The organism is Pseudomonas sp. R151218B TE3479, from assembly GCF_053629195.1.
On the sequence record NZ_JBRJHV010000001.1, the window covers coordinates 1,329,060 to 1,344,982 of the forward strand.

Here is a 15,923-nt window from a genome sequence, read left to right on the forward strand (position 1 = left end):
AGCGAGCTTGCTCGCGATGACGGTGTGTCAGTCAACCGATTCGGCACTGAGATACCGCTTTCGCGAGCAAGCTCGCTCCCACCGGGTTTTATGTTGGTTTAGCCTTTTCCTTTGGTCCGGGTCATGTTCGGCCCGCCATTCTTTTCCAGGTGCTCGATGATGATCCCCGCCACGTTCTTGCTGGTGGTGGTCTCGATGCCTTCCAGGCCCGGCGAGGAGTTGACCTCCATCACCAGTGGCCCGTGATTGGAGCGCAGGATATCCACGCCCGCCACGGCCAGGCCCATGACTTTTGCCGCACGCAGGGCGGTCATGCGCTCTTCCGGGGTGATTTTGATCAGGCTGGCGCTACCACCGCGATGCAGGTTGGAACGGAACTCACCGGGCTTGGCCTGGCGTTTCATCGAGGCAATCACTTTGTCGCCGACCACGAAGCAGCGAATGTCGGCGCCACCGGCTTCCTTGATGTATTCCTGGACCATGATGTTCTGCTTCAGGCCCATGAAGGCCTCGATCACCGACTCCGCTGCCGTCGCGGTTTCACACAGGACCACGCCGATGCCCTGGGTGCCTTCCAGCACCTTGATCACCAGCGGTGCGCCGTTGACCATCGCGATCAGGTCGGGAATGTCGTCGGGCGAGTGGGCAAAACCGGTCACCGGCAAGCCGATCCCGCGCCGTGACAGCAGTTGCAGCGAGCGCAGCTTGTCCCGGGAGCGGGCGATGGCCACCGACTCGTTGAGGGGAAACACCCCCATCATTTCGAACTGGCGCAACACGGCGCAGCCATAGAACGTCACCGATGCGCCAATGCGCGGGATCACCGCGTCGAACCCTTCCAGCGGCTTGCCACGGTAGTGGATCTGCGGCTTGTGGCTGGCGATGTTCATGTAGGCGCGCAGGGTATCGATCACCACCATTTCATGGCCACGTTCGGTCCCGGCTTCAACCAGGCGACGAGTGGAATACAGACGCGGATTACGCGACAGCACAGCGATCTTCATGCAACACCTGTGGCAGAGGTAGTGGACACCGGGAATGCCGGCTTTTCTTGAACATATTTGGTGCCCGGATTGACCACCAGTTGGCCGTCGATCAAGGCTTTGGAACCCAGTAACAGGCGATATCGCATGGATTTGCGGCAGGCGAGGGTGAACTCGACCCGCCAGACCCGGTCACCCAGTGCCAACGTGGTGCTGATCACGTAGCGGACCTGAGCGTGGCCGTTGGAACTCTTTATGGTCTTGCGCGCCACCAGCGGGGCTTCGCAGCGGCGATGGCGCAACTGCACCACCGTGCCAAGGTGCGCCGTGAAGCGCACCCACTTTTCGCCATCGCGCTCGAACGGCTCGATGTCAGTGGCATGCAGGCTGGAGGTGCTGGCCCCGGTGTCGATTTTTGCCCGCAGGCCCACGACTCCCAGATCCGGGAGCGCCACCCACTCGCGCAGACCGACAACGGTCAAATGGTCAAAAGTCTTCAATAAAAAAACCTGCGATCAGTGCATCGGATCGTGGACTCCGCGAATCGCGGTATTCACGCAGAATAATCACAAAATGGCGACAGTTATCTACGCACTTGTGTGTGCTTGTAACCGATTCCGGCCGAAGCGATGTGTGTGGCGTCGGTTTGGCGGGCATTCTATCCGTCGGGCCTGATTCGTGCGCTCGACAAAAACGGTAGTACAGTTCCGGCTAATGGCAGAAAGAGGAATTGCAGTGGCACAAAAAAAGGAAGAAGACGACAAGGTCCGTCTCGATAAATGGTTGTGGGCGGCACGCTTCTACAAGACGCGGGCCCTGGCCAAGACCGCCATCGAAAGCGGCAAGGTCCATCACCGGGGAGAGCGCTGCAAGCCGGGCAAGGAGCCCCGCATCGGCGATGAGTTTGTGATCCGCACCGGGTTCGATGAAAAGACCGTGGTGGTCGAGGCCCTGTCGATCGTGCGTCGCGGCGCACCTGAAGCGCAGGCGCTGTATCGTGAGACCGAAGCCAGCATCGCCAAGCGCGAAGCCGCCGCCGCGCAACGCAAGGCCGGCGCCCTGGGTGTCAGCACCGATGGCAAGCCGAGCAAGAAGCAGCGCCGGGACCTGTTCAAGTTTCATGGCAGCAATAACGAATAAAAAGGCTGGCGCAAGGCCTGTGGCGAGGGAGCTTGCTCCCGCTGGGCTGCGTAGCGGCCCCAAAATCTGACGGTCGCTGCGCAACCGAGCGGGAGCAAGCTCCCTCGCCACAATGACAATTCGGATTGAGTCATCGGTCTCTTCCCGTCAGGCAAACCCAAGCCTTGCTTGGAACCCACCCTGAATGCCCATAAAATGCCCGCCATCATTTGTCATCACCTCAGATACCAGATCCTATGACTGATTTACCGGATACCGACTACACCCAACGTTTCATCTTCGATGACAGCGACGCCCGTGGCGAGTTGGTGGCGTTGGAGCGTAGCTACGCCGAAGTCCTCGCCAAGCACCCCTATCCGGAGCCGGTCGCACAACTGCTCGGCGAGCTCATGGCGGCTGCGGCGTTGCTGGTGGGCACCTTGAAGTTCGATGGCTTGCTGATTCTCCAGGCGCGTTCCGAAGGTCCGGTCCCGCTGCTGATGATCGAGTGTTCCAGCGAGCGCGAGATCCGCGGCCTGGCCCGATATCACGCCGAGCAGATCGCGCCCGACGCGACCCTGGCCGACATGATGCCCAACGGCGTGCTGGCCCTGACGGTGGACCCCACCCATGGCAAGCGCTACCAGGGCATCGTCGATCTCGACGGTGCGACCCTGGCCGAGTGCTTCACCAACTACTTCGTCATGTCCCAGCAGACCAATACCCGGTTCTGGCTCTACGCCGACGGGCGGCGCGCGCGTGGTTTGCTGCTGCAACAACTGCCTGCCGATCGCCTTCGCGACCCGGAGGAACGCGACGCCAGCTGGCAGCACATCACCGCTCTGGCCAGCACCCTGAGCGCCGATGAACTGCTGAGCCTGGACAACGAAACCGTGCTGCATCGCCTCTATCACGAGGAGCAGGTACGCTTGTTCGACGGCCAGCCGTTGCGCTTCCAATGCAGTTGCTCTCGTGAACGTTCCGGCAATGCGCTGGTCAGTCTGGGTCTGGAAGATGCGCAGCAACTGGTGATCGAACATGGCGGTGCCATCGAGATCGACTGCCAGTTTTGCAACGAGCGCTACCTGTTCGACGCGGCGGACATCGCTCAATTGTTCGCCGGTGCGGGTGTCGACACACCGTCAGATACCCGACACTAAAACGGTTCAGCGCAGGTAAATCTCCTGGCAAACGCCGGATTTACGCCGTACTGACGGGAGGGCCCTACTTTTTTTGGGCTTTTCTGGCATAATCCGGCCCACTTTTTTCGGGTAGTAGTGCGCGACTTCCTACTACAAAACGTTTGGAGCACTCGGCCACGGGCCGACGGGGAATCTCATGACGCAAGCCAATAACGCCGTGTACACCGATCTGAGTGTCGATGATCTGGTCAAAGAAGCCCTGAATCGCGGTGAAGGCGAGCTTGCCGATACTGGCGCGCTGGTTGTCCGTACCGGTCATCGTACCGGTCGCTCACCAGTCGACCGTTTCATTGTGGAAGAGCCAACCACCCAGGACGCCATCGCCTGGGGCCCGATCAACCGCAAGTTCCCGGCCGACAAGTTCGATGCCCTGTGGAACCGCGTCGAAGCCTACCTGGGCGAGCGCGAGCGTTTTGTCTCCCACGTGCATGTAGGTTCCGATCCTGCGCACTACCTGCCAGTCAAGATGACCACCGAGACGGCGTGGCACAACCTGTTCGGCCGTTGCCTGTTCATCAACCCCGAGCAATACAACGCCGGCGGCAAGGACGAATGGCAGATCCTCAACGCGCCGAATTTCGTCTGCGAGCCTGAGCGTGACGGCACCAACTCCGACGGCACCGTGATCATCAATTTCGCGGCCAAGAAAGTGCTGATCGCCGGCATGCGCTATGCCGGTGAAATGAAGAAAGCCCTGTTCTCCGTGCAGAACTTCCTGTTGCCAGCCGTTGACGTGCTGCCGATGCACTGCGCCGCGAACATGGGCGAAGAGGGCGATGTGACCCTGTTCTTCGGCCTGTCGGGCACCGGCAAGACCACCCTGTCCGCCGATGAAAGCCGTTACCTGATCGGTGACGACGAACACGGCTGGGGCGTGGGCGTGGTCTTCAACATCGAAGGCGGCTGCTACGCCAAGTGCATCGACCTGTCCGAGAAGAACGAGCCGGTGATCTGGAAAGCCATCCAGCACGGCGCCGTACTGGAAAACGTCGTCCTGGACCCGGTCACTAAGAAAGCCGACTATGCCGACGACAGCCTGACCCAGAACAGTCGCGCTGCGTACCCGCGTGAGCTGATCGAAAAACGCGCACCGAAAAACCTCGGTGGCGAGCCCAACGCCGTGATCTTCCTGACCTGCGACCTGACCGGCGTACTGCCGCCAGTGTCGATCCTCAGCGAAGAACAAGCCGCCTACCACTTCCTGTCCGGCTACACCGCGCTGGTGGGCTCGACCGAAATGGGTTCGGGCAGTGGCATCAAATCGACCTTCTCCACCTGCTTCGGCGCCCCGTTCTTCCCGCGTCCAGCCGGTGAGTACGCTGAGCTGCTGATCAAGCGCATCCGTGGTTTCGGCTCCAAGGTCTACCTGGTCAACACCGGCTGGACCGGTGGCGGCTACGGCGTCGGCAAGCGCTTCAACATCCCGACCACCCGTGCGGTGATCGCGGCGATCCAGAGCGGCGCGCTGATCGGTGCTGAAACCGAACACCTGGACATCATCAACCTGGACGTGCCGCTGGCTGTGCCAGGCGTCGAGACTGGCCTGTTGAACCCACGCAACACCTGGGCCGACAAAGCTGCCTACGACGAAGCGGCCAAGGCATTGGCCGGTCTGTTCATCGAGAACTTCAAGAAGTTCGACGTGAGCGACGCGATCAAGGCTGCTGGGCCGCAGCTGTAAAGCTTGGTTGGTGAATAAAAAAACCGCCCTTCATGGGCGGTTTTTTCATGGGCGGCTATTTGAGGCGCGCCGATCGGCTAGGCCTCTTCCACTTCCAGCGTGTCCCATCGCTGCGCCTTGATCGCCTTGTAAAACATGCCGATGGTCAGTGGCAGCTTGTTCCCGCGGCCCTTGGCCCTGCGCTTTTGAAACACATCGAACCCTTCAGGCTGAAAATAGCGGTAGGCGTCGTAGTCGATGAGTTCGATGGCGAACCGCTCCTCTAATGCCTCCATCAGGTGCCGGGCGTCCGCGCCATCGCAACCCAGGTCGAGATTGATCGCAGTGCCCAGGCGAATCGTCTTGCGTTCAGGCAGGCCGATTTCTTCATGGAGCAGTTCCATGAGCTGGCGCATGGTGTGATCGTCGGGGAAGTCTGGAGCGAGGTGCATGATGAAATGTCCAGAATAAAAGAGGTGCGTCTGTACCGGTGGAAAGTTTAGGGGGAAATCGTTGTCCGTTGGAAAAAGAAGAACGCTGCAATCAAGAAATCGCAGGCGTCGCGATTGCGGTTTTGACCGTCGCGAGGATTGGCGGGTCGTCGGGGAATTTCATGCATCCGCCCAGTAGTAGGGACAGCATCAGGACGGTAGGTAGGTTCAGTTTGTGCGACATGGTTATTTCCTTTTTCAAGCTGCGAACCGCGGGCGTCCTGCCGTTGGTGGGCCAGGCGCAAAGTGTTCATGGGGATCGCGAGTCGATTGCTGCCAGGCTCGCGAGCGATAAGGGTTTGGGTTCAGTCAGCCATCTGTTCAGGCATGCGTAGTGCGGCGGCCTCAAGGTCCATCAATCCTCTGCCATAGGCTTCGCTGTTGGCGTAGATACCTGTGCGGTTGGCTGTCGCCAGTAGATGTTCGCGTATCTGCTGCGGGCTGAGTTGCGGGTGAAGGCTTTGTAGCGCCGCCAGTGCGCCACTGACCAACGCGGCGGCGGGAGATGTGCCAGCGGTCTGCACGTAGCGGCCGTCCTTGCCAACGGTGAGCAGGCCGGCCTGTGCACCGGCGTCGCCGCCGGGAACGGCGATGCACCAGGCGGCTGCGACGCCGCAATAGTTGGATTTGCCATTGATGGCGCTGCCGTCGTTCTTCAATGCCACCACTGCGATCCAGCCTTTTTCCAGTTCTGGCAATGCGACTGGCAGTCCTGGCTCGGCCAGGGGCTCGCGCTTGAGTTCGTTACCGGTTGGGAAGACCAACACGGCGCCGTCCGCGACCAGTTTTCGAGCGACGGCCAGGGAGTCGGGCATCACCTGGTTGTAGCGCGCTTCATTGATCTCGGTGGCGGGAATGGCGTTGGCCCACGAGTTGTTGAACAGCCGGGCACCCTTGTCAAAACCACTTTGCCAGGACCGGGCGATTTCGCTGTCGAAGAAAAACGGCTCGTTGTCGTCGCCAAAGCGAAAGGGGATCAACCGCGCATTGAACGCGATGCCGTGCATGCCCCGGTCGTCCTTGTTGGCGGCGAGAATACCGGCCATCTGCGTGCCATGACCGATGCGGTCAACGGTGCCGGGGCGGTCTTCGACATGGTCGAACCCAGGATCATCCAGTCTGCCCTCGAACTCCTCGAGGCTGGCGTTGAGCCCCGAGTCGATCAACGCCACGACAACATCCTGGCCAGTCCCGCCACGAGCGTAGAGCGCTGATGCCTTGACGACGGCCAAGCCTTGTTGAGCGTGATACTCCGGGGTTTCGAACTGGATAGGATCCACGCCGGGTGGATCGGGGATGGTCAAGCAACCGGCGAGCAATGAGGCCGACGTGATCGTCAGCGCGCGTAGAGCGGAAAATGGGTGTGGCATGGTTCGTTCCTTGAAGAATTGAAATCGAGCGTCAGCCTTCCTGGCCTTGACGTACAGCATGAGTTGTCGGCGCACCTTACCGTGGTGGCGAAGTCGGGACGAGGCATCAAATTGCCCGGATTTGTATCTGCTCGTGGCAAGGCAAAGGCGCTCGACGCTGTATCATCCAGTATCGTTTTTACCCCCGACCTTTTCTCGACTCGCCGCGTTGCCGCGCTAGGCTTTGGGCATCGCAGCAGTCAAAGGAGCGACCGCGCATGCACAGCACCCTGGAACAGGTTTTCGGTTATCCACAGTTTCGTCCCGGTCAGGAGGCGGCCATCGGCGCCGTACTGGCCGGTCGGTCGGCGGCGGCCATCTTCCCCACCGGCTCGGGCAAGTCCCTGTGTTATCAATTGCCGGCCCTGCTCCTGCCGCACCTGACCCTGGTGGTTTCGCCACTGCTGGCGTTGATGCAGGACCAGTTGGTGTTCCTCAAGCGCCACGGCATCGCGGCGGCCAGTATCGATTCGGCCCAGAGCCGTGACGACGCCAACGACGCCATGGCAAGGGCCCGTTCGGGCGAGTTGAAGATCCTGATGATTTCCGTGGAGCGCCTGAAGAACGAGCGCTTTCGCAATTTCCTGCAGCAGGTGCCGATTTCGTTGCTGGTGGTGGACGAGGCCCACTGTATTTCGGAGTGGGGGCATAACTTCCGACCTGACTACCTCAAGCTTCCCGATTACCAGCACCAGTTCAATATTCCCCAGGTATTGCTGCTGACGGCCACCGCTACCCCCAAGGTCATTGCCGACATGCAGGCGAAATTCGCCATTGCCGCCGCCGATGTGGTGACGACCGGTTTCTACCGCCCGAACCTCAACCTGTTGGTCGAGCCCGTGCCGGGTGTCGCCAAGCGCGCACGGCTGGTGCAGTGGTTGGGCGAGCGTGCCGGGCAGCCGAGCATCGTCTACGTCACCTTGCAGCGAACCGCCGAGCAGATCGCCGAACACCTGGGCCGGAACGGTATCGAGGCCGAGGCCTATCACGCCGGTTTGCCCCATGAGCAACGGGAAGCCATCCAGCGGCGATTCATGGGAGGGCAATCCAATTGCATCGTCGCCACCATCGCTTTCGGCATGGGCATCGACAAGAGCGACATTCGCAACGTCGTGCATTTCGACCTGCCCAAATCCATCGAAAACTACAGCCAGGAAATCGGTCGTGCCGGACGGGACGGACAGCCATCGGATTGCCTGGTGTTGGCCAACCGCGACAGCCTCAACGTGCTGGAGAACTTTGTGTATGGCGATACGCCGGAGCTCGCAGGTATTCGTTGCGTGCTCGACGAACTGAAGGCCGCCGTCCTCGATGGGCAATGGGAGTTCTTGCTGGGCCCGCTGGCGGACCAGAGCAACATCCGGCAACTGCCACTCAAGACGTTGTTGGTCCAGTTGGAGCTGCGCCGGCTGATCGCGCCGCGCTATGCCTATTTCGCGGAGTATCGCTTCAAGTTCCTGACCGACCCGCACGAGCTGCTGGAGCGCTTCGAAGGTGAGCGCAGGGACTTCGTCGCGGCCATCATCCAGACCTCTCGTCGCGCCCGGAGCTGGGCCACGGTGGATTTCGACGGGATGCACCGGCAGTACCAGGCTGAGCGTAATCGGGTGGTCAAGGCGTTGGATTATTTCCAGGAGAAGGGCTGGATCGAGCTGGAAAGCAAGCAGATGACCGAGGTGTACAGCGTGCTGGAAGCGGATCTGGATGTGCAGGCCTTGAGTGCCGAGTTGCATGCCTATTTCACCCGGCACGAACACGGTGAAATCGCGCGGATCCACGCCATGCTCGAATTGTTCGCCACCGACCGTTGCCTGGGTCATCGCTTGGCGCAGTATTTCGGTGACGACAGTGCGCCCCACCGGTGTGGCCATTGTTCGGTGTGCCACGGGCAGATCGCTCGCCTGCCGGAGCCGCCTGCGCTGCCGGCGCTTGTGGATAAAAGCTTCGAGGCGCTGTGTGGCGATTTTATCCACAAGCATGAGCAGCACAGCGGCAGCGTGCCGTCTGCCGAGCGCCTCACCCGCTTCCTGTGCGGGATCAGCGTGCCGCTGTTCACCCGATTGAAGGCGCGGAAGATCCCGGGGTATGCCGAACTGGAAGCGTATCCATACGCGGAAGTTCACCAGTGGACTCAAGCGCATCTGTGAGCTGCATCCATCCGCTGAATGCCCCTCATCACACGAATAAATTTCAAAAACATTCGGCGGCTGACTAAGGTGAAGGCTGTCTTCGGATCGCCAACAAGAGAGCCAACATGAGCCAGACACCTTTCGATATTCAGCGCGCCGCGGTAGTCGGTGCCGGCACCATGGGGCGGGGCATCGTGATGTGCCTGGCCAACGCCGGCGTAGCGGTGCAGTGGGTCGACAACAATCCGCAGATGCTCGAGCAGGCACTGGTTGCCGTGGCCGAGACCTATGCCCATGGTGTGCGCCAGGGCCGTATCGACCAGGGTGAGGCAGATGCGCGGATCGCCCGGGTGACACGGGCGGATGGTTACGCGGCGATCCGTGAGGTGGACCTGGTGATCGAAGCGGTCTACGAAAACCTGGAGCTCAAACAGACCATCTTTCGCGAGCTGGACGGCCTGCTCAAGCCCGAGGCCATCCTGGCGAGCAACACGTCGGCGCTGGACATCGATGCCATCGCCGCCGTCACCCGCAGGCCAGCCCAGGTCCTGGGCCTGCATTTCTTCAGTCCGGCGCACATCATGAAGCTGCTGGAGATCGTTCGCGGCGCACAAACCTCCAAAGCGGTGCTGGATGCGGCCCTGGTGCTGGGCCAGCGCATGGGCAAGGTCAGCGTGATATCGGGCAACTGCCATGGCTTCATCGGCAACCGGATGCTCCATCCCTATGTGCTGGAAGCGCGCAAGATGTTGCTGGAGGGGGCGTTCCCCCATCAGGTGGATGCGGCGTTGCAAGGCTTCGGTTTCGCCATGGGGCCGTTTCGCATGTACGACGTCGTTGGCATCGACCTGGAGTGGCGCGCCCGTGAGCTGGCGGGCAAGGGCCAGGATGCGCCCGAGGTGCAGGTGGACAATCGTCTGTGCGAGCTGGGGCGGTTCGGCCAGAAAAGCGGCAATGGGTATTATCACTACGAGCCGGGCAGTCGGCAGGCCGAGCATGATGTCGAGGTCGATGCGCTGGTGTTGCGGGTCAGTGAGGCGCTGGGTTTCCAGCGTCGCGAGATCGACCCGGAGGAGATCCTCGAGCGCTGCTTGCTGGCGCTGGTCAACGAGGGGGCGAAGATCCTGCAGGAAGGCATTGCCGAGTCGGCCCACGCTATCGACCTGGTCTACCTCAACGGCTACGGCTTCCCTGCGGACAAGGGCGGGCCGATGGCCTGGGCTGACGGGCAGGGGCTGGAAGCCATCCACGCACGCCTGCTGGAGCTCGAAACGAAGCAGGGCGACCAGTGGAAGCCCGCGCGTCTGATCGGCGAGCTGGCGGCGCAGGGCAAGGGATTCGCGCAGGCCTGAGCCCAGTGCCACGTCCAGACCATTGAACAACCATAAAGGACACCTGATGCCCCAACGCAACGAATACCCACATTTGCAGCCCATCACCACGCGCTGGCACGACAACGATGTGTACGGTCACGTCAACAACGTCACCTACTACAGCTTTTTCGATACCGCTGTGAATACCTACCTGATCGAAGTCGGCGGCCTGGATATCCATGATGGAGACGTGGTGGGGTTCGTGGTGAGTTCGGCCTGCGACTACTTCGCCTCGATCGCCTTTCCAGACCGGATTGAAATCGGCCTGCGGGTTGGCAAGTTGGGCAGCAGTTCAGTGCAGTATGAGCTGGCGGTGTTCAAGGCGGGCGAGGAGGAGGCTTGTGCGGCGGGGCGTTTTGTTCACGTATTCGTGGATCGGGCATCGAATCGGCCAGTGGCGATTCCGGATCGGTTACGTGGGGCGTTGGAGCGGTTGGTGGTTTGAAGCAAAAAATCGCAGCCTCCTGCCAGCGCTGGGCGCTGTCGGAGGCTGCGATCTTCAACGGCTAGTATCGATCAACCGTTAGTCGCGGTAGTGGCGATGATGTTTTTTGCGGTGCCCGTAGGCATGGCCGCGACCTGGGTGGCCGTCACGGTAGTAGCGGCGATCACCACGGCGATCGTCATAACGACGGTCATCGTCATCGTCCTTGCCCATGTAGTTACCCAGGGCGCCACCCGCGCCACCGCCCGCCGCCGCACCGATCAGGCTTCCGGTGCTGCCACCGACGCTACGGCCGACCACGTTACCGCCGGCCGCGCCCAGTGCGCCGCCGATCGCCGCTTCGCCGCGACTGTGTTTGTCTGCGCCGACCGCACTACCGCCCGCACCGCCCAGCGCCGCGCCGATAGTGGAGCCGGTGTTGCCGCCCAGGGACTGGCCGACGACCGAACCCAAAACCCCGCCCAATGCGCCGCCCACACCTGCTTCGGCAGTACCACCGGCGCAAGCGATGCCACTGGCCAGGCTAAGGGACAACAAGAGAATGGAGGAGAACTTCATAGAGGAGCCTCAAAGGGATGACGGCGCGATCCTGAGGCTCGCTTCGCTTGCTTACAATCGAAATCCGACGAGTAACACGACTTGTGCACAATTCTCTAAGTTATTGTTTTACGGTCGGAACTTAACGCAAATTGGTCGGTCTTTAGCTACTTCGGACAGGCCGTTTTCTAGGGAAAACGGCCTTTTTTGTGGGCGCTGGAAAGTACTTTGTAGCGAGGGGGATCGCTGGGCTGCGACTCCCTTTTCGGGTTGCTGCGCACCCAAGCGGGATCAGGCTCCCTCGCCTCTATACTGTGTCAGGCCGACTTGGCCAGGATCAGCCCATTTTCGCTCGCCGCTTCCAGGCGGATCGCGACGAATTTCGACGTCGGGGTGTGGCTGCCGTCGCCAGTGCTTTCCAGCGGCACCAACGGGTTCACTTCAGGGTAGTAGGCAGCAGCCTGCCCGGCCGGAATGTCGAACGCCAGCAGGGTAAAACCCTTGACCCGACGTTCGCGACCGTCATCCCAGAGCGAGACGATATCGGCTTTCTGCCCTGGCTTGAAGCCCAGGCGAATGATGTCCGCCTCGTTGGCGAACAACACGTCACGCTGGCCCTTGACGCCGCGATAGCGGTCATCGAGGCCATAGATGGTGGTGTTGTACTGATCGTGGGAGCGCATGGACTGCATGATCAGGTCGGGCAACTGGCCGGTGGCACGGGTGCGTTCATGCACAAGGTCTCCCGGCAGCCGGTTGGACCTGAAGTTGGCGCGGCCCGACGGGGTGTTCCAGCGTCGCGAACCGGCGCTGTTGCCCAGATAGAATCCGCCGGGGTTCTTCAGTTTTTCATTGAAGTCCTTGAAGCCGGGTATGGTATCGGCGATCAGGTCGCGGATGCGGCTGTAGTCGGCCACCAGCCAATTCCAGTCCACCGGACGGCTACCCAGCGTGGCGGCGGCAATGCCGGCGATGATCCACGGTTCGGAGCGCATCTGGTTCGACAGCGGCTGCAACTGGCCGAATGAGGCATGCACCATGCTGAAGGAGTCTTCCACGGTCACCGCTTGCGCGCCTTCGGTTTGCAGGTCGATGTCGGTGCGGCCCAGGCACGGCAGGATCAGCGCGTCCTTGCCGTGAGCCAGGTGGCTGCGGTTGAGCTTGGTGCTGATCTGCACCGTCAGGTCGCAATTGGCCAAGGCTTGGAAGGTCCGATGGCTGTCCGGCGTGGCTTGGGCGAAGTTGCCGCCCAGGGCGATGAATACCTTCGCCTGGCCGTCGGCCATGGCGTGGATCGCCTCGACCACGTTGTGGCCGTTTTCCCGCGGTACCTTGAATTGGAAGCGCCGCTCCAGCGCGTCGAGGAATGCCGCCGGTGGACGTTCGTTGATGCCCATGGTCCGGTCGCCCTGCACGTTGCTGTGGCCGCGAACCGGGCACAGGCCTGCGCCTGGCCGGCCAATGTTGCCGCGCAGCATCATCACGTTGGCGATTTCCTGGATGGTCGCCACCGAATGACGGTGCTGGGTGATGCCCATCGCCCAGCACATGATCACGTTCTCGCTTTTGGCGTACATGCGCGCCGCCTGCTCGATTTCGACCAGGGTCAAGCCCGATTGCTCGACGATCTGTTCCCATGGCGTATCGTCGACCGCCGCCAGGTAATCCAGCACGTTGGTACTGTGTTCATTGAGGAATGCATGGTCGAACACCGCCGCCGCGCCGCTGTTCTGCGCCTCACGCTCCCATTGCAGCAGGAACTTGGCCATGCCGCGCAAGATCGCCATGTCGCCACCCAGGGCCGGGCGGAAATACGCGGTATTGGTTGGCTTATCACCGTTGGTGAGCATTTCGAGCGGATGTTGCGGATGCTGGAAACGCTCCAGGCCACGCTCCTTGAGCGGGTTGATGCACACCACCTGTGCACCGCGCTTCACTGCTTCACGCAGCGGTTCGAGCATCCTTGGATGGTTGGTGCCAGGGTTCTGGCCCCAGACGAAAATCGCGTCGGCATGCTCGAAGTCGTCGAACGTCACCGTGCCCTTGCCCACGCCCACGCTCTGGGCCAAGGCTACGCCACTAGCTTCGTGGCACATGTTCGAGCAGTCGGGGAAGTTGTTGGTGCCGTAGGCGCGCACGAACAGTTGATACAGGTAGGCCGCTTCGTTGCTGGCCCGGCCCGACGTATAGAACTCGGCCTGGCTGGGGCTGGACAGCCCTTGCAGGTGCTTGCCGACCAGGGCGAACGCCGCTTCCCAACTGATGGGCTTGTAGCGGTCGGTCTCGGCGTCGTAGCGCATGGGTTCGGTCAGGCGACCCTGATACTCGAGCCAGTAATCGCTCTGCTCCAGCAGCGAGGTCACGCTGTGCTTGGCGAAAAATGCACCGTCGACGCGGCGCTTGGTGGCTTCCCAGTTCACGGCCTTGGCGCCGTTCTCGCAGAACTTGACCATACCGCTTTCGGGAGAGTCGCCCCAGGCGCAGCCCGGGCAGTCAAAACCGCCATTCTGGTTGGTCTTGAGCATCATGCGGATGTTTTTCAGCGCGTTGTCGCTGGTCAACCAGGCCTGAGCGACACTGATCAGCGCACCCCAACCACCGGCCGGGCCCTTGTAGGGTTTGTAGCGCGGTACGGGTTTCTGGTCGGCTTGTTGATGATTGCTCACGCTTGTTTCTCCATCGCAGGGCTGTAGACCCGCGGCGCACTTTTTTGCGGCAGGTGGATGAGGTTGAGGTTGTGTTGGCGGGCCCACTGCACGGCGAGGCCCGTGGGCGACGACAGGCTGACCAGGGTCTGGATGCCGGCGCGCAGTACTTTCTGGATCAGTTCGAGGCTGCAACGGCTGGTGACGATCGCCACGCCACCGGCCAACGGGACCTGTTGCCGGATCAACGCGCCGATCAGCTTGTCGAGGGCGTTGTGCCGGCCAATGTCTTCGCGGCCCAGCAGCAATTCACCCTGGGCGTTCATGAACAACGCCGCATGTACCGCCCCGCAATGTTGTCCCAGGGGTTGGAACTGGCTGATACGGTCACGCAGGCCATCGAGCCATTGCGCCGCGGGCAGTGGTGCGCCGGGCAACACCTTGAGGTTTGGCAAGGCCTGTTCCACCGCTTCGACGCCGCACAATCCGCAGCCACTGGTGCCCGCCAACTGCCGGCGTTGCTGCTTGAGGTTCCAGAAGGCGCGGTTGGCGATGGTCACCTGGGCATAGTGCGCGGCACCGGTGCCGCTCAGTTGCAGGTCATAGATGTCCGATGAATCTTCAATGATGCCGCTGCCGAGGCTGAAACCGACGATGAAGTCTTCCAGGTCGGTGGGAGTGACCAGCATGACTGCCTGGCTGATGCCGTTATAGGCAATCGCCAGCGCCACTTCCTCGGCCAGCGCAGTGCTGTCCGATTGGGAGTGGTCCAGATTGCAGTAGCCATAGCTCTGGCTGGCGACCGGCGTGGATGTTTCCATCGCTGGCGCTGGACTGACCGGAGACTTGTCGTTCATGGGCATCACTGAAAGTAGGAATAGTGTTAAGACTAAATGCGGCAATCTGCCACGTCTAATCGCTATTACTGATCTTCCAATAGATGACGTCGATCAAGAAGTCGTCGCTGATTTCTGATAAAGGGCGAAACAGGCCTCGGCCAACGCCGAGCGAGGGGCGCCGCGTCGCATGATCAGGCCCAGCGAGACCAGTGTTTGAGCGCTTTCAATGGGCTGGATGCGCAAGTCTTCGGTTAGCACGTCCAGGCCGCTGTCCAGGGGCATCACCGCGCAACACAGGCCGCCGTGCACAGCTTGTAACAATTGGTGCACCGCGTCGGTTTGCAACAGCGGTTGAGGGGTCAGGCCCCGGCTGTGGAAGTTGTGGTCGATGGACTGACGAAAATGCATGCCGCTGGTGAGCATGCCCAGGGGCAGTTCGATCAGGGCTTCCCAAGTCAGCGGTTGTTCACCGAAAAAGAAATAACGCTGGTCGTAAAGCAGGCCCATGCGGGTGGGGCTGAAGGGCAGGGCCTCGAAACGTTCGTTGTCCAGGCGTTCGAGGTAGGAAACGCCCAGGTCGATGCGGTTGTTCGCCAACTGTTCGAGGATGCGTTCGGAGCTCAGGGACGACAATTCGAAACGCAGGCTGGGGTGCTCGGTGTGCAAGCGCTGCATCATCGCCAGCGGGTCGAAGTCCGACAACGGCACCACGCCCAGGCGCAGCGTACCCACCAGGTTGCCCCGACAAGCCGCCGCTTCAGCCTGCAGCCCGTCATAGGCGGCCAGCACCGTGCGCGCCCAGGCCAGCACCCGTTCTCCCGGCGCGGTGAAGCCTTCAAAGCGCTGGCCGCGGTTGACCAGCGGCAGGTCGAGTTCTTCTTCAAGGCTGCGCAGGCGCATCGACAGGGTCGGCTGGGTGATATGGCAGCGTGCGGCGGCCTGGCCGAAGTGACGGGTTTCGTCCAGCGCGATGAGAAATTTCAGCTGCTTGATGTCCATCTTCGCTCCAGGGCGCGGGAAGATCCGGATTCTAGCGCTTGCGCGTGGCGGGGTCATTGGTCGGCTGGGAACCGGGGTCGTCTCGCCTGGTC

15 protein-coding genes are annotated in these 15,923 nt (G+C 61.4%); 6 read left to right on the plus strand and 9 right to left on the minus strand.

Features of this window, described 5'->3' with window-relative positions:
• Window positions 1-98: 98 nt before the first annotated feature.
• Both rimK and rimB read right to left on the minus strand, forming a co-directional pair.
• Window positions 99-1,004, minus strand: coding sequence for a 30S ribosomal protein S6--L-glutamate ligase (gene rimK, locus AB7M32_RS05955; protein ID WP_003196697.1), 906 nt, complete (start codon window positions 1,002-1,004; stop codon window positions 99-101).
• Window positions 1,001-1,483, minus strand: coding sequence for a retropepsin-like aspartic endopeptidase RimB (gene rimB, locus AB7M32_RS05960; protein ID WP_060739671.1), 483 nt, complete (start codon window positions 1,481-1,483; stop codon window positions 1,001-1,003). The genes rimK and rimB overlap by 4 nt, the downstream gene beginning before the upstream one ends.
• A gap of 235 nt (window positions 1,484-1,718) precedes the next feature.
• On the opposite strand from rimB, the gene AB7M32_RS05965 reads away from it, so the two are divergent.
• The 3 genes from AB7M32_RS05965 (at window position 1,719) to AB7M32_RS05975 (ending at window position 4,985) form a co-directional block, all read left to right on the plus strand.
• Window positions 1,719-2,123, plus strand: coding sequence for an RNA-binding S4 domain-containing protein (locus AB7M32_RS05965; RefSeq protein ID WP_060739670.1), 405 nt, complete (start codon window positions 1,719-1,721; stop codon window positions 2,121-2,123).
• A gap of 236 nt (window positions 2,124-2,359) precedes the next feature.
• A complete protein-coding gene (gene hslO, locus AB7M32_RS05970) occupies window positions 2,360-3,262 on the plus strand; it encodes an Hsp33 family molecular chaperone HslO (protein WP_454249362.1) in 903 nt (300 codons plus the stop codon).
• A 178-nt stretch (window positions 3,263-3,440) separates the two neighbouring features.
• The gene (locus AB7M32_RS05975) at window positions 3,441-4,985 is read left to right on the plus strand and encodes a phosphoenolpyruvate carboxykinase (protein WP_092253286.1); all 1,545 of its coding nucleotides are present in this window, start codon (window positions 3,441-3,443) and stop codon (window positions 4,983-4,985) included.
• A gap of 77 nt (window positions 4,986-5,062) precedes the next feature.
• Here AB7M32_RS05975 and AB7M32_RS05980 read toward each other — a convergent pair whose 3' ends face one another.
• The 3 genes from AB7M32_RS05980 to AB7M32_RS05990 are packed head-to-tail and all read right to left on the minus strand — an operon-like array spanning window position 5,063 to window position 6,825.
• Window positions 5,063-5,416 carry a DUF1493 family protein gene (locus tag AB7M32_RS05980; protein ID WP_454249363.1) on the minus strand — a complete coding sequence of 118 codons (354 nt, stop codon included), beginning with the start codon at window positions 5,414-5,416 and terminating at the stop codon, window positions 5,063-5,065.
• A gap of 47 nt (window positions 5,417-5,463) precedes the next feature.
• Entirely contained in the window at window positions 5,464-5,709 is a 246-nt protein-coding gene (locus AB7M32_RS05985) for a hypothetical protein (protein WP_454249364.1), read from the minus strand.
• 51 nt (window positions 5,710-5,760) lie between these two features.
• Window positions 5,761-6,825, minus strand: a complete 1,065-nt coding sequence (locus AB7M32_RS05990) for a S8 family peptidase (protein WP_454249365.1) — start codon at window positions 6,823-6,825, stop codon at window positions 5,761-5,763.
• Between the two features lie 257 nt (window positions 6,826-7,082).
• On the opposite strand from AB7M32_RS05990, the gene AB7M32_RS05995 reads away from it, so the two are divergent.
• The 3 genes from AB7M32_RS05995 to AB7M32_RS06005 all read left to right on the plus strand — a co-directional run bounded on the left by AB7M32_RS05995 (window position 7,083) and on the right by AB7M32_RS06005 (window position 10,811).
• Window positions 7,083-9,011, plus strand: a complete 1,929-nt coding sequence (locus tag AB7M32_RS05995) for a RecQ family ATP-dependent DNA helicase (RefSeq protein ID WP_454249366.1) — start codon at window positions 7,083-7,085, stop codon at window positions 9,009-9,011.
• Between the two features lie 107 nt (window positions 9,012-9,118).
• Window positions 9,119-10,345: a 3-hydroxyacyl-CoA dehydrogenase NAD-binding domain-containing protein gene (locus tag AB7M32_RS06000; RefSeq protein ID WP_454249367.1), complete on the plus strand. Its 1,227-nt coding sequence runs from the start codon at window positions 9,119-9,121 to the stop codon at window positions 10,343-10,345.
• Between the two features lie 46 nt (window positions 10,346-10,391).
• Entirely contained in the window at window positions 10,392-10,811 is a 420-nt protein-coding gene (locus tag AB7M32_RS06005) for an acyl-CoA thioesterase (protein WP_092330061.1), read from the plus strand.
• A 78-nt stretch (window positions 10,812-10,889) separates the two neighbouring features.
• On the opposite strand, the gene AB7M32_RS06010 is transcribed toward AB7M32_RS06005, so the two are convergent.
• From AB7M32_RS06010 to AB7M32_RS06025, 4 genes are all read right to left on the minus strand, one after another.
• On the minus strand, window positions 10,890-11,369 hold the full coding sequence (locus AB7M32_RS06010) for a glycine zipper domain-containing protein (protein ID WP_072409178.1): 480 nt from the start codon (window positions 11,367-11,369) through the stop codon (window positions 10,890-10,892).
• A gap of 296 nt (window positions 11,370-11,665) precedes the next feature.
• Window positions 11,666-14,014, minus strand: coding sequence for an FdhF/YdeP family oxidoreductase (locus AB7M32_RS06015; RefSeq protein WP_454249368.1), 2,349 nt, complete (start codon window positions 14,012-14,014; stop codon window positions 11,666-11,668).
• Entirely contained in the window at window positions 14,011-14,850 is an 840-nt protein-coding gene (fdhD, locus tag AB7M32_RS06020) for a formate dehydrogenase accessory sulfurtransferase FdhD (RefSeq protein ID WP_454249369.1), read from the minus strand. Before fdhD ends, AB7M32_RS06015 begins: the two co-directional genes overlap by 4 nt.
• A 93-nt stretch (window positions 14,851-14,943) precedes the next feature.
• A complete protein-coding gene (locus AB7M32_RS06025; protein WP_072409173.1) occupies window positions 14,944-15,831 on the minus strand; it encodes a LysR family transcriptional regulator in 888 nt (295 codons plus the stop codon).
• Window positions 15,832-15,923 lie beyond the last annotated feature (92 nt).